The sequence below is a fragment of the Bacillus sp. S2(2024) genome (assembly GCF_050474045.1).
Lineage (GTDB): Bacteria > Bacillota > Bacilli > Bacillales > Bacillaceae_G > Bacillus_A > Bacillus_A yunxiaonensis.
Map to the genome: position 1 here is coordinate 818,891 of NZ_JBFLUS010000003.1, position 18,307 is coordinate 837,197.

Genomic DNA, 18,307 nt, shown 5'->3' on the forward strand with positions numbered 1-18,307 from the left:
AGAAGTACATAAAATTCGGACAAGGGATGTATTTTTCGGTATAATATTCCGAATCTTCTAAAGTGTGAGTCAATATGGTGGAAGAGTTATACCTAATTGGGATTAATTGTTAAAAGTTGAGAAAGTTTTTATTCAAGAGGATGCAGTTATTGCTCCTGTGTTCCAAAAGGAACATCATATATGCAACAAAGCGCTGTAAAAGATGTTGTCAAACATAATTATAGCGACAAGTTTTCTTACGAATGGGCTTTTGTCCAGCAATAATATACTTTATTCCATCAGTTACAACGGGTATATGCCTATGATGGGCATATACTCTTATTTTAAAAATAATAGTAAGAATATTTTAAACTATCTTATTGCTTTTGAGAAAATGGGGAGGTGCTAGTTATGGGACGTTATACATTGCAACGTTTCGCGTACATGATTATTACTTTATTTTTAATCACAACATTAACATTCTTTTTAATGAAATTATTGCCGGGTTCTCCGCTTAAAAACCAAGAGAAGTTATCGCCAGCACAAAGAGAAATCATTTTAGAAAAGTATGGTTTAAATGATCCGCTGCCAGTGCAATATGCACGGTACATGGGGAATTTAGTTAAAGGGGATTTAGGAGTATCATTCCAGTATGACAACCGTCCAGTAACAGAGATGATTGTTGGTCGTATTGGTCCATCTGCACAGTTAGGTTTACAAGCAATTGTTTTAGGAACTTTTATGGGATTACTACTTGGTATTGTTGCAGCTCTTCGTACGAATACGTGGGCTGATTACGGAGCAACGTTCATTTCGGTACTCGGAATGTCTGTACCAGGATTCGTTTTTGCGGCATTATTACAATATTATGTAGCGGTACAAGCTGGATGGTTACCGGTAGCGTTCTGGAAGGGATTTGAATACACAATTCTACCGACAATTGCGTTATCTGTAAGTGTAACAGCTACAATAGCTCGTTTTGCACGTACAGAATTAATTGAGGTTATGCAAGCTGAGTACATTTTAACGGCAAAAGCAAAAGGGCTTAGTAAAGGTGTGGTTATTATAAAACATGCACTGCGAAATGCTCTTATCCCAATTATTACAATTTTAGGTCCAATGGTTGCTAACTTGCTGACAGGAACACTTGTAATTGAGCAAGTATTCGCTATACCAGGTTTAGGGGAACAGTTCGTTAAGTCTATTCCATTGAACGACTATACAGTTATTATGGGTACAACCATTTTCTATAGTGCAATTTTCATTTTTGTTATATTTATTGTCGATGTACTATACGGTGTAGTTGATCCTCGTATTCGTTTAGCGGGAGGGAAAAAATAATGAAAGATATGCAAAAATTATCGCCAGATTTATTTCAACCAGCAAATCGCAGCAATACTGATAATGAAGTTATTGCCCGTCCGAGTATAAAGTTTTGGGAAGATGTAAGAAGACGTCTGTTTGAGCATAAAGGTGCAGTTTTTGGGATGATTATTGTCCTTCTAATTGCTCTATTAGCGATTTTTGGTCCGATGATGAGTAAGTATTCGTATAAAGATCAAGATTTAAACCGTGCGAAATTGCCGCCGAAAGTACCGGTGTTAGAGAATATTCATTGGTTACCATTTGACGGTGTAGATCAATACGGTGTAGACCAATATGAAAAACATGATGTTAAAGAATATTTTTGGTTTGGTACAGATGATCTTGGACGCGACATTTGGACGAGAACATGGCAAGGAACACGCGTATCTTTATATATCGCATTATTAGCAGCTGCAATTGATTTACTCATTGGTGTTGCATACGGTGGTATCTCTGCATTCTATGGAGGCCGTGTTGATAACTTAATGCAACGTTTTGTAGAAATATTAAACGGTATTCCGTACTTAATTATCGTAATTTTAATGGTAATCGTGATGGATCCTGGTATTTTATCCATTACATTTGCAATGGCTCTTACAGGATGGATTGGAATGTCACGTGTTGTTCGTGGACAAGTATTGAAAATGAAAAATCAAGAGTATGTATTAGCATCTCGTACACTTGGAGCAACAAATACACAACTAATTGTAAAACATTTAGTACCGAACTTAATGGGCTCTATCATTGTTATGACAATGTTTACAATTCCGAGTGCGGTGTTTGGAGAAGCTTTCTTAAGTTTCATTGGTCTTGGAATTCAGCCGCCGTTAGCATCATTAGGTTCTCTAGTAAGTGATGGGTATAAGTCAATTCAAACATATCCGCATATGATGTTTATTCCAGCGGTCGTAATTAGTATGCTGATTTTAGCATTTAACTTAGTAGCAGACGGTTTACGTGACGCGTTAGATCCGAAAATGCGTAAATAGGGAAGAAAGGAGAGCGAATGATGAAAACATTATTAGACGTAAAAGACTTACATGTTTCTTTTGACACACATGCTGGTGAAGTACAAGCAGTGCGCGGAGTTACTTTTGACTTGAAAAAAGGAGAAACATTAGCGATTGTAGGGGAGTCTGGTTCTGGTAAATCCGTTACATCTAAAGCGTTGATGGACTTAATTCCAAAGCCGCCAGGGCGTATTAAAAAAGGAGAAATTAATTTTGATGGTCGTGATTTAACGAAGTTATCAGAAAAAGAAATGCAGCAAATTCGCGGGAAAGAAATTGCAATGATTTTCCAAGATCCAATGACATCGTTAAATCCAACAATGACAATCGGTAATCAAATTATGGAAGGTCTTATTAAACATCAAGGCATGAATAAGACCGATGCTCGCAAAGTTGCGTTAGAGCTTCTTGACCTTGTAGGAATCCCGAATCCAGAAGCGCGCTTAAAGCAATATCCACACCAATTTTCAGGCGGGATGAGACAACGTGTTGTTATTGCAATGGCGCTTGCTTGTAACCCGAAGTTATTAATTGCCGATGAGCCGACAACTGCACTTGACGTAACAATTCAAGCACAAATTTTAGAATTAATGAAAGACATTCAGCAAAAAACAGAAGCAGCAATCATCTTTATTACGCATGACTTAGGTGTTGTTGCGAATGTAGCGGATCGCGTAGCTGTTATGTATGCGGGGAAAATTGTAGAAATTGGAACAGTTGATGAGATTTTCTATAACCCAAAACATCCGTATACATGGGGGTTATTAGCTTCTATGCCAAGTTTAGATGGCGGAGAAGAGGAATTGTATGCAATTCCAGGTACACCACCAGATTTATTAAAGCCGCCAAAAGGTGATGCGTTTGCAGCGCGTAATCCACAGGCGTTAAAGATTGATTTTGAAATGGAACCACCTTTATTCAAAGTAAGTGATACACATTATGCAGCGACATGGCTACTTCATGAAGAAGCTCCGAATGTGGAGCCGCCGGAAATTGTCCAAAAACGTATTCGACAAATGAAAGCGGGTGAACAGCATGACTAATAATCGTGAAAAATTGATTGAAGTAAAAAATGTAAAGCAATATTTTAATGTGAACGGTGGAGTTGTAAAGGCTATTGATGATGTTACCTTTGATATTTACCGCGGAGAGACATTTGGACTTGTAGGAGAGTCTGGTTCTGGTAAATCAACAACAGGAAGAACGATTATTCGTTTATATGATGCAACAGCAGGAGAGGTATTGTTTGATGGCGAAAATGTGCACGGTAAAAAATCACGTGCGGAATTAAAGAAATTTAACCGTAAAATGCAAATGATTTTCCAAGATCCATATGCATCACTAAACCCGCGTATGAGCGTTGCGGATATTATTGCAGAAGGTATTGATATTCATGGTCTTGCGGAAAACAAAGAGGATCGTATGAAGCGTGTGTATGAATTGCTTGAAACGGTTGGTCTAAACCGTGAGCATGCAAGTCGTTTCCCGCATGAATTCTCTGGCGGACAACGTCAACGTATTGGAATTGCGAGAGCATTAGCAGTAGAGCCAGACTTTATTATCGCGGATGAGCCAATTTCAGCGCTTGACGTGTCGATTCAAGCGCAAGTAGTTAACTTATTGAAAAAATTGCAAAAAGAAAAAGGGTTAACGTATTTATTCATTGCGCATGATTTATCGATGGTAAAATATATTAGTGATCGCATCGGCGTTATGTATCACGGAAAAATTGTGGAGCTTGCCATGAGTGAAGAGTTATATGAGCATCCAATTCATCCGTATACAAAATCACTATTATCAGCAATTCCACTTCCAGATCCAGATTATGAGCGCAATCGTAAACGTATCGTGTACGATCCATCTCAGCATCAATATGGAAATGAAGAGCCAAAGATGCGCGAAATTCGCCCAGGGCATTTCGTTCTTTGCTCGGAAGCTGAATATAAGAAATATAAAGAAATTTATCAATAAGAGTGGACGAGCACATGAAAATGTGCTCGTTTTTTTGCTTTCTAGAAGAAGGTAAATCATTGTTCTTTTTTAGATAGTTTAATAAAAACATATATGATGAAAGTACAGTAATTATATCCTGATAATTTTAACAAATTAAACAATAATAGAAAATGGAAGGAAAACGCATTATAAAACGTTTACAAGACATATAAATATTAACAGAAAATTTTTATAAGATAGAAAAATAAGTATACAAATAATCAATTTGTATGTATAATATGAATTGTTAGAACTTAATTACTTTTTAATCTTTTTAATGGAAGGGCTAACATTTTTGGGGAGGGTATAATACATGCAGAAAAAGGTGCCGATGCTACTTGCATCAACATTAACAGTAAGTATGATTCTAGGGGCTTGCGGATATACAAAAGAAGACTCGCAAGCCAAAGCAAAAGGGGACACAAGCAGTGCAAAGCAGGTAGTTAACTTGCTTGAAACAGCTGAGCTTCCAACGATGGATACGACGTTAACAACAGATGGAACATCTTCAAGCGTAATGAACAATACAATGGAAGGGTTATATCGTCTTGGAAAAGATAATAAATTAGTTCCAGGTGTTGCCGAGTCGTATGAAAAATCAGCAGATGGAAAAAAATATACGTTTAAATTACGTAAAGATGCGAAATGGTCAAATGGTGATCCAGTAACAGCAAAAGATTTTGTGTATTCTTGGCAGCGAGCAGTAAATCCAGATACAGCTGCAAAATCTGCTTACATAATGTTTGATGTGAAGAATGCAGAGAAGATCAATATGAAACAATTGCCGGTAGATCAATTAGGTGTAAAAGCAGTTGATGATTATACATTAGAAGTAGAACTAGACAATCCAGTTCCATATTTTGTAGATTTAACAGTGTATCCGTTGTTCTATCCTCTTGATGAGAAATATGTGAAAGAACAAGGCGCGAAGTATGGGCTAGAAGCAAATACAACATTATATAATGGACCGTTTGTATTAAGTGAATGGAAGCATGAGCAAAGCTTCCAACTAAAGAAAAACCCATCTTATTGGGATAACAAAACAGTAAAATTAGAGGAAATCAACTTTAATATCGTAAAAGATACAGCAACAGCAGTAAATTTATATGAAACAAAAGCAGTTGACCGTGTTTATTTATCGGCAGAATTTGTAGATAAATATAAAGGCGGTAAAGATTTTAAAACGACAAGCGATCCAACGGTATATTTCTTACGTTTGAATGAAAAAAATCCTGCTTTAGCAAACAAAAATATTCGTAAAGCGATTTCCATGGGCTTTGAGCGCGAAGCAATGGTAAATACATTGTTGAATAACGGTTCAAAAGGAGCATATGGTTTAATTCCAGCTGACTTTACGAAGAGCCCAGACGGAAAGGATTTCCGCAAAGAGAATGGAAAGCTTGTAAAAGCTGATGCAAAAGAAGCGAAAAAGTATTGGGAAGCTGGTAAAAAAGAGATTGGAAAAGACACAATTGAATTATCGTTATTAAACTCTGATACAGAATTAGCAAAGAAAACAAGTGAGTATCTAAAAGGTGAACTAGAAAAGAATTTACCAGGCTTAACAGTGAATGTGAAAACACAACCTTTTGCACAAGTGTTAAAATTAGAGAGCAGCGGTGATTATGACATCTCATTTAGCGGTTGGGGACCAGATTTCCCAGATCCAATGACATATCTCGATATGTTTGTAACAAACGGTGCACAAAATAAAATGGGTTACTCAAATCCTAAGTATGATGAAATCATTGCAAATGGTAAAAAAGATGGATCAGACTTAAAAGGTCGTTGGAATAATTTATTAAGTGCAGAGAAAATGTTATTTGACGATGCAGCTATTGCACCAATCTATCAACGCGGAAGAGCGTATTTACAGCGTGAAACACTAAATGATGTTTACATCAATAAATATGGTCCAGAGTTAAGCTTTAAATGGGCTTCTGTAAAGTAAGTAAAATGAATTTTTAATCCTAGAAGGTGCTTCATCATTCTTTACGGATTATGAATTGAATTGAAGAGAAGTTTAAAACTTGTTAGTTTAAAATAATGAACATAAAAATGAAGCAGGAAAACAATCCTGCTTCATTTTTTTAGTACGTATGCTTTTTATAAATTCCTTTACCTCCAACTTGATTCCAACCAGCTTGCACTTCAGAGGATTTATCTACGAATTTCATTTTGTCTTTACCGCCAAACAATTTTTCCCCAATCCCATTTGTAATAATTCCGACTGTTGCGGTAATCCCGATGACTAATGCTGCAACGATTGCGAAATCAAGAAAAAATGCCCCCATACATAAGCCCCCTTTGTATATGTATATATGTATTGTATGTGAAAGAAGGCGAAAAAGAAAGAATTGTCAGATAAAAATATATGTATTTTTGTAATTTCTGTAGACAGAGGAAAAGTAGTTTGGTAAAATGGGGAAAGAACAAATGTTCCCTCTAGCTGAATACACAAATTTTTCTTACAAAATACACATCTTATACATAACTTTTATGTATATTATGAAGAAAATTTACTGTATATTTCTTTCTTGTTCTATTGTATAATGATTATAGAAGTTACTTATTTAAAGTAATTGTTTTTTTAGAAAGGTTCGCTTACAAATTTTGAAGTTCTTTATTTTTAGACAAGTAGTCATGAGCGATACAGAATTTGTTTGAACATAATTATGAAAATGTGAAATAGTACAGAATTTGTACTCTTTTAAGGAGAGTGAGTAATGTATGGTAACACTATATAGTTCTCCAAGTTGTACGTCTTGTAGAAAAGCGAAATTATGGTTAGAGGAAAACCATATTCCTTATACAGAACGTAATATTTTCTCTGATCCATTATCGATTGAGGAAATTAAAGAGATTTTACGTATGACAGAAAGCGGAACAGATGAAATTATTTCAACTCGTTCTAAAGTTTTTCAGGAATTGAATATTAATTTAGAATCTTTACCTCTTCAAGATTTATATAAGCTTATTCGTGATTACCCAGGTATTCTTCGTCGTCCTATTATAATTGATGAAAAACGCCTGCAAGTTGGTTATAACGAAGATGAAATTCGCCGCTTCTTACCACGTACAGTGAGAACATTTCAATTACGCGAAGCGCAGCGTCTTGTAAATTAATATAATATGAAAAGGAGCTAATCCCCATTCTGCTTTAGCGGAATGTGGGCTATTGGCTCCTTTTCTTTTTGGATAGATTATGCATGTCGTATTTTGCTAAAAGGTGATAATTCACTGATATTGTTGTCTCGCTGCTCGTGGGTAAAAACTCGATTGAGCGAGCTTTCCATAGTGGAAAAAAGCGTCCGAGTAGTTGAACTTCATGTATTTCGCAGCTTTAATTGGTTTACAAAAATGCCAACTAGTAACACTGTAATCGTGAAGAGAAAGGGAATACTAGCTGTGAAAAATGGATTCCTCTCGAAAAAAGATATGAAAAATTTTTCATGTGTTATCATATTACCTGCTGTATAAGCTAAGATGGCAGCGCCAATATAAACGAGAAGAGGAAATCTTTCCATGCATAATAAAATGAGTTTACTTCCCCAAATGATAATAGGAATGGAGATGAGTAATCCGCTGATAACTAATGCAATATTTCCATGTGAAGCCCCGGCGATTGCGAGTACATTATCGAACCCCATAACAAGGTCTGCGAAAACGATTGTCCGTACGGCTTGAAATAAGGTTGTCTTTGCCTTAATGCTAGAAAGATCATGATTGTTATCTGTGAGCAGATTGATTGCGATGAGAGTAAGGAAAAAACCGCCGATTGCTTGTAGAAATGGGATGTTAAGTAAATAAACGGCTAGTACTGTGAGGAGGATCCGTAGTATGATGGCTAAACCAGTCCCTAAAACAATCGCTTTATTTCGCTCTGCTTCTGGTAAATTTCGACTTGCGAGTGCGATGACAATCGCGTTGTCGCCGCCTAACACAACATCGATACCAACGATTATAAGGATGGATGTGAGAAAGTCTAAATCCATTCAGTTTGCCTCCGTTTGTTCTGTCCTAATAGACAGAAACATTGTCTATTAGGATTGGATTTGTTTTCGTTAGAATCACTATGTAAGAAAAGAATTGTATTTAATATGAATGGTAAATGTATTGTATATCATAGAAGAAGGAATGTCCTTTTTAGTTTGTTTCGTTTACATCATATGCAGGAAAAAAGAATATAGGACAATCATTTATGTGGATAACATGTCCAATGTTTTCTTGAGAGAAGGAAGAGTCATTATGGGATTAAGGGGAATACTTTAATGAAAAATTAGGTAAATGACTGTTTTTTTTCTAAATACGGTGATTTTATTTCCATTCTGGAGCATCTTATCATAAAATGAGAGTACAAGATTCTAACTTTTTTGTAATATGATTGGGGAATCCCTTCATAACCATTCCAAATAGGAAGGGAGAGGTGTATTTTGGATATTGAAAGAGTTAATGATCATACGGTGAAATTTTATATCTCGTACATTGATATAGAGGACCGCGGATTTAACCGTGAAGAAATTTGGTATAACCGCGATAGAAGTGAACAGCTGTTTTGGGAGATGATGGATGAAGCGCGTGACCATGATGACTTTTTTATTGATGGACCGCTTTGGATTCAAGTTCAAGCGCTTGAAAAAGGAATTGAAGTACTTGTAACGAAAGCGCAGCTTTCGAAAGACGGACAAAAATTAGAGTTACCAATTGGCCTCGATAAAATTATTGATATTCCTCTTGATGAGCGAATTGAATCGTTATTTGAACAGGAAATAGAAGAAGCAGGAGCAATTTTTAACGAAGATGGTATATTCGGCTTTTTAATTAAATTCGATGACTTTGAGCATGTTATTTCATTAAGCCATCGACTTATATTTGAAGAGATAAAAGATGAATTATATTCATTTGAAGATCGCTATTATGTATATGTAGAATTTGATGAGGTAGTGCACGATGAAGAGGAGATTGACCGTATTTTAAGTGTGATATTAGAATATGGAGAAGAATCCGCTTTAACGATTCATCGCCTTCGTGAATACGGAAAGCAAATTGCTGCTGAAAATGCACTTGAAACAATTCGTAATCATTTTTCTCCTGGAATGTAGGCCGATTTCTTTATATTGAAATCGGCTTTTTAAATATGTATATACGAAGAGGGATTGTATGTAAGGGGGTCAGATATGAAAAATATATTGAAACTATTGTTCTTTTTGGTTGGTTTATTCACTGTGTTTATTTTGTTACGCATGTTTATTGATGTAACATTTTATACAGATGTAATTTGGATTAAAGATATTTCATTTTTAGGAATTTTAAGTACTTTATTTACAATATCAGCATTTTTAATTGGATTTGTCATTTTTTTAGAAAATCGTCATCCCTCGAAAACATTAACTTGGTTAATGGTGCTTGGGGTTTTTCCAGTAGTAGGTTTTTTCGCATATCTTCTATTTGGACAAAATTTTCGGAGAAAACGAATGTTTCAAAAGAAGGCGCTTTTAGATGAGCAGGCGTTTTTACAATATAAAGGGAATGAGTATTATCAGGACCGTATATTGAAAAAACATGAACATCAAGAATTATTGTTTCGGTTAGCCGATCGTCTTGGAGCACTAAATATTTCTTTTCATACGGAAACGAGAGTATTAACAAATGGGGAAGAGACATTTCAATCTATTTTAGATGGATTGAAAAAGGCCAAGCATCATATTCATATGGAATATTACATTGTGCGTGATGATAAAATTGGTACAAAAATTAAAGACATTCTCATCCAAAAAGCAAAAGAAGGTGTGAAGGTTCGATTTTTATATGATGCAGTAGGGAGTTTTAAACTTTCAAAAACATACATTGAGGAATTAAATCATGCAGGTGTTGAGATGGTGCCGTTTTTTCCTGTACGTTTTCCTATTTTAAATGACAAAATTAACTATCGAAATCACCGTAAAATTGTTGTTATTGATGGAAATGAAGGCTTCGTTGGAGGTTTAAACATTGGAGATGAATATTTAGGAGAAAATAAATATTTTGGATTTTGGCGAGACACGCATCTCTATTTACGAGGAGAAGCAGTGCAAAGTTTGCAACTTATCTTTTTACAAGATTGGTTTTATATGACAGGCGAAGCTGTCTTAACACCAAACTATTTACAGGCGGAAGCTGTAGAAGGAGAAGGACAGGGAGGCGTACAGCTCGTTGCGGGCGGACCTGATAGTAAGTGGGAAACGATTAAGCATTTATATTTTGCGATGATTGCTTCGGCAAGGAAATCAATTTGGATTGCAACGCCATATTTTATTCCAGATGATGACATTTTGTCAGCATTAAAAGTAGCGGCCTTAGCAGGTATGGATGTTCGCTTGTTAATGCCGAGTAAACCGGATAAGAGGACTGTATTTTATGCGTCTCGTTCTTATTTCCCAGAATTATTAGAGGCAGGCGTAAAAATATATGAATATGAAAAAGGGTTTTTACACAGCAAGATTGTGATTGTTGATTCTGATTTGGCGTCAATTGGAACAGCAAATATGGATATGAGAAGTTTTCATTTGAATTTTGAGGTGAATGCTTTTTTATATGATACAAACAGTATTCGCAAGCTTGTGGCAGATTTTGAAGAAGATTTGCAAGTATCAAATGAAATTTATGTTGATCGCTTTAAGAAGCGCCGCCTTGTGATGCGGATTGTGGAATCAACATATCGTTTATTATCTCCTTTGCTCTAAAGGCTCATGAAAATGAGCTTTTTTATTTCGCTCTAATAAGCAGTAAATTTAGGTATTTCATGATGGAAAACTGCCCGTAAAGCCCGAGTGGCGAGAGCTTTCCTTCAGTGGGAAAAAGCGTCCACTGAAGGAAGTTTCACTTTATCTGAGCAGGAATTCGTGTGTGGTTGTAGAATAGTCCATACGGAAGAAAGGAGTGATTCTATGTTTGTTGCAAAAAGAGAGAATGGAGAGGAAATTCATCTTCTTCATGGATGGAAGGAAAAACAGCTTATTATATTACGGAAGAACGAGCGTTTTTTCTGTCCCATTTGTCACTTAGAAGTGCAGCTAAAACTAGGAAAGCAAAAAAAGTGGCATTTCGCTCATAAGAAATCACATAGCTGCAAAATCGAGTTTGAAAATGAATCGGCATATCATTTGCGGGGAAAAGAGCAGTTATATAGATGGCTTCAGTCACAAGTTTGTTCGATAAAAATGGAGCATTATCTGCCCGCAATTCAACAGCGACCTGATTTGTTTGTTGTAATTGATAATCGACAAATCGCTATTGAATATCAATGTGCAACTTTATCGGTAGAGCAGTTGTTAAAACGAACGGAAGGATATTGGAAAGAAGGGATTCAAATATTATGGATATTGGGAGGGAATCAGTTAAAACGTCATGCAACATATTGGCTGTCACTTTCTTCTTTTCATTCTTGCTGCGTGCAATATTATTCAAACCCCTATATCCTCTATTTTTGTCCAGATGTAAAGGCATTTTTCAAATGTAATCTTCTTCTACCTTTTTCTTCTTCTACCGTCTTTTCACATGTAATTTATTTTCCGCTTCATACGACTACATTAACATCTCTTCTTACAACATCATCTATATCGACCCAACGTCTAGAAAAAGAATGGTTGAATAAAAAGCAACGTCTTAGGGCAAATGGTATTTATATGTGGAATCGAAGTGAGCGCCCCTTTTTAGAGCTTCTTTATCATCATCATATATCCCCATCTTGTTTTCCTGCTGAAATTGGTGTTCCTTTACCATCACTCCTAGCATTTCGTACTCATTCTTTTATATGGCAAGCTTACATTTTAATTGAGCTACTAAGCAAATTTACGGTAGGAGAATATTTTTCATTGCACACCATTTTTCAATATGTAGAGAGGAACAGAGCGATTCATAGACGGTTATTACCGTATTTTCCCCCAACATTTTGGCAACAGGCAGTGAGAGAATATATGCAATTTTTATGTCAGATTGGAGAGATTGAGCAAGTTGATGTTTATAAATATCGAAAGGTACGTTGTTTTTTTGTGCCAAAAACAGAAGAAGAGGTACAGAAGTTTGATCGCTTATTTTTAGCGGAGGCTCTTAAGCTTGTAGAAGCAAAGTATAACATGAGTGAAGAGAAAACGGATATAATAAAGAAGTACCCAGAAGGAATTACATAAGAAGAATCGAATTGTACTAGGAGATATGAATAAGGAGGGCTTACACATGGCTGAACAAAAAACAGTAAGAGCGTTGCCAGCACGTAGTGAAATTGAAGTAGAAAATACGTGGCGTTTAGAAGATATTTTCCAAACGGATGCAGAGTGGGAAACGGAATTTCAAGCGATAAAAGAGTTACTGCCAAAACTGACGGAATTTAAAGGAAAGCTTGGAGAATCAGCGAATGCACTGTTAGAAGTGCTACAATATGAAGATGAAGTATCGATGCGTCTTGGTAAATTGTATACATACGCACATATGCGTTACGACCAAGATACAACAAATTCATCTTATCAAGCGTTAAATGATCGGGCGAAAAGTTTGTATTCGCAAGCATCAAGTAGTATGGCATACATTGTTCCAGAAATTTTAACGATTTCAGAAGAGACGTTACAATCATTTTTACAAGAAAATAAAGAATTAAAAGTGTATGAGCATGCACTAGAGGAAATTACACGTCAGCGTCCTCACGTATTATCAGAAGCGGAAGAAGCATTGTTAGCTCAGGCTTCTGAAGTTATGAGTGCATCTAGTAATACATTTGGTACATTAAATAATGCCGATCTAAAGTTTCCATCTATTCAAGATGAAAATGGGGAAGAGGTAGAAGTGACTCATGGTCGTTACATTCAATTTTTAGAAAGCGATGATCGTCGTGTTCGCCATGATGCGTTTCATGCTGTATATGAAACGTATGGAAAATATAAGAATACATTTGCAAGCACATTAAATGGTGCAATTAAACGAAATAATTTTTATGGGAATGTTCGTAAGTATGATTCTGCTCGCCAAGCTGCACTGAGCAATAATAATATTCCTGAGCCTGTTTATGATCAGCTTGTGGAAACAGTAAATGAAAACTTACATTTATTGCATCGTTACATTGATATTCGTAAACGAGCACTTGGATTAGAAGAATTGCACATGTACGATTTATATACACCGCTCGTACCAGAAGTGAAAATGAACGTAACATATAAAGAAGCGCAAGATATATTATTACAATCATTAGATGTACTTGGAGAAGAGTATGTTGATATTTTAAAAGAAGCTTACGAAAATCGCTGGGTAGATGTATATGAAAATAAAGGAAAGCGAAGCGGTGCTTATTCATCTGGTGCATATGGAACAAATCCATATGTATTAATGAACTGGCATGATAATGTAAATAATTTATTTACGCTGGCGCATGAGTTTGGTCATTCTGTGCATAGTTACTATACAAGAAAAACGCAGCCTTATGTGTACGGTGATTATTCAATTTTCGTTGCGGAGGTAGCGTCTACATGTAATGAAGCACTTCTAAATGATTATTTATTAAAAACGACAGATGATAAGAAGAAGCGTCTATACTTATTAAATCATTATTTAGAAGGTTTCCGTGGTACAGTATTCCGTCAAACAATGTTCGCTGAGTTTGAGCACGTTATTCATCAGAAAGTGCAAGAAGGTCATGCAGCAACGCCGGATATGTTAACGGAAATTTACTATGAGCTAAATAAAAAGTATTTTGGTGATAGTTTAGTTATCGATAAAGAAATTGGTTTAGAGTGGTCCCGTATTCCGCATTTCTATTACAACTATTATGTATATCAATATGCAACGGGCTTTAGTGCAGCGACTGCTTTATCAAAACAAATTCTAGAAGAAGGTAAGCCAGTTGTAGAACGTTACATTAATGAGTTCTTGAAAGCAGGAAGCTCTGATTATCCGATTGAAGTATTGAAAAAAGCTGGTGTTGATATGACATCATCAGAGCCTGTAAAAGAAGCAATGCAAGTGTTTGAAGAGAAATTAAATGAATTAGAAGCACTTCTATTTGAAGAGAAGTAGAACAAAAACGAGAGTCGTATGACTCTCGTTTTTGTTTAAAATCCTTTAAATCGCTTTTGGGTATTGAAGTATGATACAGCCAATACGATTGCCCCAAATAAAAGGGGAAGTGATAAAATGAGTGGAAATAATTGTAACAATGATAGAACGTATAAACAAAAGAAGAGGACAATGATACAAATGAATAATAAAAAATAGGACTTTTTCAATGGAACCCCTCCTACAAATACTCTCTATATATTGTATTCAAAAATGAAAACGTTTAGAATGTGACAAAAATGTGAAATTCGACAAAAAGGGTTGTCATCTGACGTCGGATCTTGTAATATAATAAACGTGAACGAATTCACATACAAACATATACCCCTTTGTTTGAACGTGAAATTTCTCCCATCCCCTTTAATATTTTTATAAGCCGTAAAGAAAACGACCTGGTGTTTTACACCAGGTCGTTTTCTTTTGTAATCCATTTCCAATAGCGCTCTCGTTTTGTCTCAACCATGCGTACTTTTCTTTTCAATAGCAATTTTTTCATTTCTCGTTCTATTTCATTTTGAGAGTAGTTATAAATAAAAGCAATTTCATTTGTTGACATAAACTGTACATGCTCTAGTAATACCTCTAGAGAGGGAAGTGGTTGTGGTTCAATTTCTTCTTTCACAATTTCTTTTAATACTTGTACATATACATCGTAAGAATAAATACCAGCAATTTTAATTCCTTCTTCATTTGAATTCGCATGGAAGAAAACGAGAGAAGGAATCTCTGTAATGTGCATTTCATTTGTAAATTTCAAATCACATTGAAATGCTTTTGCAGCACTAATAGAGTGTAAATCCTGTTTAAATTCTTTCATATCAATTCCGCTTTGTTTCGCACATATAAGCAGCGTATCCATATCTGGCTTTGATATATCTTCAAGCAAAATGTATTCTTGAAGTTTTCGTAAAAATTTCGAACCTGCTTTTCGACCTTGTAATTCTGCCGCTTTAATGGCCAGCGAAGTTATATACGGAGTTGATGAAGCCCCGTGCATGTATACTTTTCCGTCGCAAGAAAATCCGTGTAAACTCGTTGTTTTTTCCCACACAAATCGAATATTAGCAGGTTTATTCCATTTGTGTGATGGGGAAGTGGCCCCTTCTACTTTACCGGTAACAATGTGACGGAGTGAGAAATATTTTCCATATTCAAGCCATAGTTTGATCACTAATGGCTCGATATCCCAACAATCTTTGCAAAGTGGATCAATAAATAAATATGCTTCTACAGACTTAGGCTCACATTTGGAAGGTGGGATTGATGCACTATATTTTGCTTCCTGTTTTTCCATTAAGCTTCACCTGTTTCGGGAGTATTGACCATATGCTGCGCCGTTAACGTCAAACGTTCAAATACAAAATCACGAATCGGTCCGTGTACATTCGTATCATCCATTGCCTGTTCCATACACGAGAGCCAAGCTTTTGCTCGCTTTGGTGTAATTTCGAACGGCAGATGACGAGCGCGTAACATTGGGTGACCATGCTCTTCTGTATAAAGATTTGGTCCTCCTAAATATTGTGTTAAAAATTGTTTTTGCTTCCTAGCAGTTTCCGTTAAATCGTCTGGGAAGATGGGAGATAAGTCAGGGTGTTTACTGACATAGGAATAAAATGTATCGACTAATTTTGCAATGCCTTGTTCACCGCCAATTGCTTCAAATGGTGTCGTTGGTTGCTTGTTCATCCTTGTAACTCCTTTTTCCATCAAATGTATATCTATCCCGCTACTTGTGGGCAGTATCTTCATGTATTTCACGATGCAAAACTCTCTGTAAGAGCTTTCTATCAGTGGGAAAAAGCGTCCACTGATAGAAGTTTCACTTTATCCGCTCGAATGGGCAGTACTTTTAGGTGTTTCACGATGCAAAACCTTCTGTAAGAGCCCGATTGGTTCAACTAGCCTTTCATAAAAAAACGTTCATGAAAGGAAGTTTAACTTTATTGTAGCAACGGATTGTCACGAAGAGCAAATAAATAGCTCTTAATCAACCCTTTGCTAGTTTATTGTTCTTTTTGGCCTTTGGCAAGAAAAAAGCGTTGTACTTTGTTTTTTGTGTGTCTGATAGGAATATTATGTTCTTTTAATAAAGAAGCAAATGCTGCTTGTCCAGCCTGTTCATCGCTTACTTCATATTCAAGTTCATAATCATCATGTTCGTAATAGAAACTATGATCAAACACGAGTATGCCGCCTTCAAAAGTTGTTTCTGCTCGCTCTGTTGTTAAGCTTCCCATGTATTGTAATGAGGAAACAGGAATTTGTAGGGTTTCTAATTGCTTAGAAACAGCTCCTTTGATTAGCTTATTTGTTTCAATCATTATGTTAGCTTCTTCTTCTGTTAAAGTTTGATGCGTCTCTAACAATCCAATCTCTGCTGGTTGTTTTAGTGTTAGTGTATAAGTATTATTTTTACAACGAATACGAAGTGCAGAGCCAGCATTTTTTAATGAAAATGTAGGCGTCTCGAAATAATGATTTACTTGTTTTGCGAATGCTGTAATAGAAAATGCATGACATAAAGAATGGAATTCTTCTTTTGTGACCATGTTTTTAAATTCAATTTCAATTTCTTGTTGCATATGCGCTCTCCTTTTGTGAAATATCTGTTACTCATTATCGCTTTTTCCTAAATTTCATTCAATGTTTTATTTGTTTCGTTGTATGTTATGTTACAATAAAAGTGTTGATTATGACAGGAAGTAGGATATGGAGGAGTTAAAGCATGCAAAATAAAATTCAAGTTAAGAGCGTAGAAAAAAGAGAAGATGCTCTTATTTTTTGTGCAGAAAATACGGATCTACGTGTAGAGGGCTTAAAGGCGCGTAGTCACGTACTTGTAGATTCAGACAATTTATCATTTTTATATATTTTAGAGAATGAAACATCATTCATTTACGTGAGTATCCCGCATACGTGCTGGGAAGAATTAAAAAATGCAATGAAGAACGATGAAACAATGTTTGTTCGTATTCATGACGTTGAAATTGAATTAGAGCAAATGAAAGAAGAATTGGAATATTTAATTGGAAATATTGAAGGAAATGCGAATTACGGTGAGGAACTCGTAAATACAGTAGAAAAAGTGTTTCTGTAAAGTGAAGCTTCCATCAGTAGGCGTTTTTCCCACTGATGGAAAGCTCTCACTAATCGGGCTCCAACGGACAGGTATCTTTCGTTCGTTGGAGCGAGATAAAAGAAACTGATTTGTTTTGGTGGTGGTTACATTGAATCGAAATTGGGAAGAATTTTTAGCTCCCTATCATCAAGCTGTAGGAGAGTTGAAGGTAAAATTAAAAGGAATGCGTTCTCAGTTTGAAATGTTGTCTGAACATTCGCCCATTGAGTTTGTAACAGGTAGAGTTAAATCCTTCGCAAGTATTATTGATAAAGCAGAAAAACGCAATATTCCACTCGACCGTTTGCAAGAAGAAATGCAAGATATTGCTGGGCTTCGTATGATGTGCCAATTTGTTGATGATATTAAGCCGGTTGTAGAGTATTTACGAAAGCGTAACGATTTTGAAATTGTGGAAGAACGCGATTATGTGACGCAAAAGAAAGAAAGTGGATATCGTTCCTATCACGTTGTCATTAGTTATCCTGTGCAAACGATTCGTGGAGAGAAAAAAGTGTTAGTTGAAATTCAAATTCGAACGTTAGCAATGAATTTTTGGGCAACAATTGAGCATTCTTTAAATTATAAATATCGTGGGCGCTTTCCAGAAGATATTAAAGTGCGTTTGCAGCGCGCAGCTGAAGCAGCTTATCTATTAGACGAAGAAATGTCTTCGATTCGTCTTGAAATTAAAGAAGCACAAAAGATTTTTTCGCGCAAGCAAGAGGCGAAAGAAACAGAATAATAAGCTAAAGGGTGT

Annotated in this window: 17 protein-coding genes; 12 read left to right on the top strand and 5 right to left on the bottom strand. The window is 35.9% G+C overall.

All coding sequences use genetic code 11. The annotated features are described in order from the left end of the window. Window positions 1-390: 390 nt before the first annotated feature. The 5 genes from opp3b to AB1284_RS04205 all read left to right on the top strand — a co-directional run bounded on the left by opp3b (window position 391) and on the right by AB1284_RS04205 (window position 6,297). Window positions 391-1,320 carry an oligopeptide ABC transporter permease gene (opp3b, locus tag AB1284_RS04185; RefSeq protein WP_429751414.1) on the top strand — a complete coding sequence of 310 codons (930 nt, stop codon included), beginning with the start codon at window positions 391-393 and terminating at the stop codon, window positions 1,318-1,320. Beyond that, entirely contained in the window at window positions 1,317-2,333 is a 1,017-nt protein-coding gene (opp3C, locus tag AB1284_RS04190; protein ID WP_429754355.1) for an oligopeptide ABC transporter permease, read from the top strand. The genes opp3b and opp3C overlap by 4 nt, the downstream gene beginning before the upstream one ends. 20 nt (window positions 2,334-2,353) lie before the next feature. Next, on the top strand, window positions 2,354-3,397 hold the full coding sequence (locus AB1284_RS04195; protein ID WP_429751412.1) for an ABC transporter ATP-binding protein: 1,044 nt from the start codon (window positions 2,354-2,356) through the stop codon (window positions 3,395-3,397). Then, complete coding sequence (locus AB1284_RS04200; RefSeq protein ID WP_429751410.1) at window positions 3,390-4,325, top strand: ABC transporter ATP-binding protein; 936 nt, start codon at window positions 3,390-3,392, stop codon at window positions 4,323-4,325. The genes AB1284_RS04195 and AB1284_RS04200 overlap by 8 nt, the downstream gene beginning before the upstream one ends. 334 nt (window positions 4,326-4,659) lie before the next feature. Continuing rightward, complete coding sequence (locus AB1284_RS04205; protein WP_429751408.1) at window positions 4,660-6,297, top strand: peptide ABC transporter substrate-binding protein; 1,638 nt, start codon at window positions 4,660-4,662, stop codon at window positions 6,295-6,297. Window positions 6,298-6,436: 139 nt separating this feature from the next. Here the strand turns inward: AB1284_RS04205 and AB1284_RS04210 are convergent, their stop codons facing one another. Next, on the bottom strand, window positions 6,437-6,640 hold the full coding sequence (locus AB1284_RS04210) for a hypothetical protein (RefSeq protein ID WP_230574982.1): 204 nt from the start codon (window positions 6,638-6,640) through the stop codon (window positions 6,437-6,439). A 436-nt stretch (window positions 6,641-7,076) separates the two neighbouring features. Between AB1284_RS04210 and spx the strand changes: the two genes are divergently transcribed. After that, window positions 7,077-7,472, top strand: coding sequence for a transcriptional regulator Spx (gene spx / locus AB1284_RS04215; protein WP_020059817.1), 396 nt, complete (start codon window positions 7,077-7,079; stop codon window positions 7,470-7,472). Window positions 7,473-7,672: 200 nt separating this feature from the next. On the opposite strand, the gene AB1284_RS04220 is transcribed toward spx, so the two are convergent. Then, the gene (locus tag AB1284_RS04220; RefSeq protein ID WP_429751406.1) at window positions 7,673-8,341 is read right to left on the bottom strand and encodes a TerC family protein; all 669 of its coding nucleotides are present in this window, start codon (window positions 8,339-8,341) and stop codon (window positions 7,673-7,675) included. Window positions 8,342-8,779: 438 nt separating this feature from the next. On the opposite strand from AB1284_RS04220, the gene mecA reads away from it, so the two are divergent. The 4 genes from mecA to pepF all read left to right on the top strand — a co-directional run bounded on the left by mecA (window position 8,780) and on the right by pepF (window position 14,387). Then, a complete protein-coding gene (mecA, locus tag AB1284_RS04225; protein WP_429751405.1) occupies window positions 8,780-9,448 on the top strand; it encodes an adaptor protein MecA in 669 nt (222 codons plus the stop codon). 75 nt (window positions 9,449-9,523) lie between these two features. Beyond that, window positions 9,524-11,068, top strand: coding sequence for a cardiolipin synthase (gene cls, locus AB1284_RS04230; RefSeq protein WP_429751403.1), 1,545 nt, complete (start codon window positions 9,524-9,526; stop codon window positions 11,066-11,068). A 204-nt stretch (window positions 11,069-11,272) separates the two neighbouring features. Continuing rightward, on the top strand, window positions 11,273-12,514 hold the full coding sequence (locus AB1284_RS04235) for a competence protein CoiA (RefSeq protein ID WP_429751401.1): 1,242 nt from the start codon (window positions 11,273-11,275) through the stop codon (window positions 12,512-12,514). 46 nt (window positions 12,515-12,560) lie between these two features. After that, window positions 12,561-14,387: an oligoendopeptidase F gene (gene pepF / locus AB1284_RS04240; RefSeq protein WP_429751400.1), complete on the top strand. Its 1,827-nt coding sequence runs from the start codon at window positions 12,561-12,563 to the stop codon at window positions 14,385-14,387. A gap of 439 nt (window positions 14,388-14,826) precedes the next feature. Here the strand turns inward: pepF and AB1284_RS04245 are convergent, their stop codons facing one another. From AB1284_RS04245 to AB1284_RS04255, 3 genes are all read right to left on the bottom strand, one after another. Further along, window positions 14,827-15,720: a ClpXP adapter SpxH family protein gene (locus AB1284_RS04245; protein ID WP_429751396.1), complete on the bottom strand. Its 894-nt coding sequence runs from the start codon at window positions 15,718-15,720 to the stop codon at window positions 14,827-14,829. Further along, entirely contained in the window at window positions 15,720-16,115 is a 396-nt protein-coding gene (locus AB1284_RS04250; protein ID WP_253628950.1) for a globin, read from the bottom strand. Before AB1284_RS04250 ends, AB1284_RS04245 begins: the two co-directional genes overlap by 1 nt. Before the next feature lie 317 nt (window positions 16,116-16,432). After that, a complete protein-coding gene (locus tag AB1284_RS04255) occupies window positions 16,433-17,011 on the bottom strand; it encodes a CYTH domain-containing protein (RefSeq protein WP_429751394.1) in 579 nt (192 codons plus the stop codon). Window positions 17,012-17,154: 143 nt separating this feature from the next. On the opposite strand from AB1284_RS04255, the gene AB1284_RS04260 reads away from it, so the two are divergent. Both AB1284_RS04260 and AB1284_RS04265 read left to right on the top strand, forming a co-directional pair. Then, the gene (locus tag AB1284_RS04260; RefSeq protein ID WP_336483497.1) at window positions 17,155-17,526 is read left to right on the top strand and encodes a hypothetical protein; all 372 of its coding nucleotides are present in this window, start codon (window positions 17,155-17,157) and stop codon (window positions 17,524-17,526) included. A 130-nt stretch (window positions 17,527-17,656) separates the two neighbouring features. After that, on the top strand, window positions 17,657-18,292 hold the full coding sequence (locus AB1284_RS04265) for a GTP pyrophosphokinase (protein ID WP_429751392.1): 636 nt from the start codon (window positions 17,657-17,659) through the stop codon (window positions 18,290-18,292). Window positions 18,293-18,307: the final 15 nt, after the last annotated feature.

Bases quoted from the DNA above. Each gene is read 5' to 3' on its own strand.
- spx (WP_020059817.1), top strand. From the start codon at position 7,077: ATGGTAACACTATATAGTTCTCCAAGTTGTACGTCTTGTAGAAAAGCG.
- AB1284_RS04205 (WP_429751408.1), top strand. From the start codon at position 4,660: ATGCAGAAAAAGGTGCCGATGCTACTTGCATCAACATTAACAGTAAGT.
- AB1284_RS04260 (WP_336483497.1), top strand. From the start codon at position 17,155: ATGCAAAATAAAATTCAAGTTAAGAGCGTAGAAAAAAGAGAAGATGCT.
- AB1284_RS04200 (WP_429751410.1), top strand. From the start codon at position 3,390: ATGACTAATAATCGTGAAAAATTGATTGAAGTAAAAAATGTAAAGCAA.
- opp3b (WP_429751414.1), top strand. From the start codon at position 391: ATGGGACGTTATACATTGCAACGTTTCGCGTACATGATTATTACTTTA.
- AB1284_RS04210 (WP_230574982.1), bottom strand. From the start codon at position 6,640: ATGGGGGCATTTTTTCTTGATTTCGCAATCGTTGCAGCATTAGTCATC.
- AB1284_RS04245 (WP_429751396.1), bottom strand. From the start codon at position 15,720: ATGGAAAAACAGGAAGCAAAATATAGTGCATCAATCCCACCTTCCAAA.
- cls (WP_429751403.1), top strand. From the start codon at position 9,524: ATGAAAAATATATTGAAACTATTGTTCTTTTTGGTTGGTTTATTCACT.
- AB1284_RS04250 (WP_253628950.1), bottom strand. From the start codon at position 16,115: ATGAACAAGCAACCAACGACACCATTTGAAGCAATTGGCGGTGAACAA.
- pepF (WP_429751400.1), top strand. From the start codon at position 12,561: ATGGCTGAACAAAAAACAGTAAGAGCGTTGCCAGCACGTAGTGAAATT.
- AB1284_RS04255 (WP_429751394.1), bottom strand. From the start codon at position 17,011: ATGCAACAAGAAATTGAAATTGAATTTAAAAACATGGTCACAAAAGAA.
- AB1284_RS04195 (WP_429751412.1), top strand. From the start codon at position 2,354: ATGAAAACATTATTAGACGTAAAAGACTTACATGTTTCTTTTGACACA.
- AB1284_RS04235 (WP_429751401.1), top strand. From the start codon at position 11,273: ATGTTTGTTGCAAAAAGAGAGAATGGAGAGGAAATTCATCTTCTTCAT.
- AB1284_RS04220 (WP_429751406.1), bottom strand. From the start codon at position 8,341: ATGGATTTAGACTTTCTCACATCCATCCTTATAATCGTTGGTATCGAT.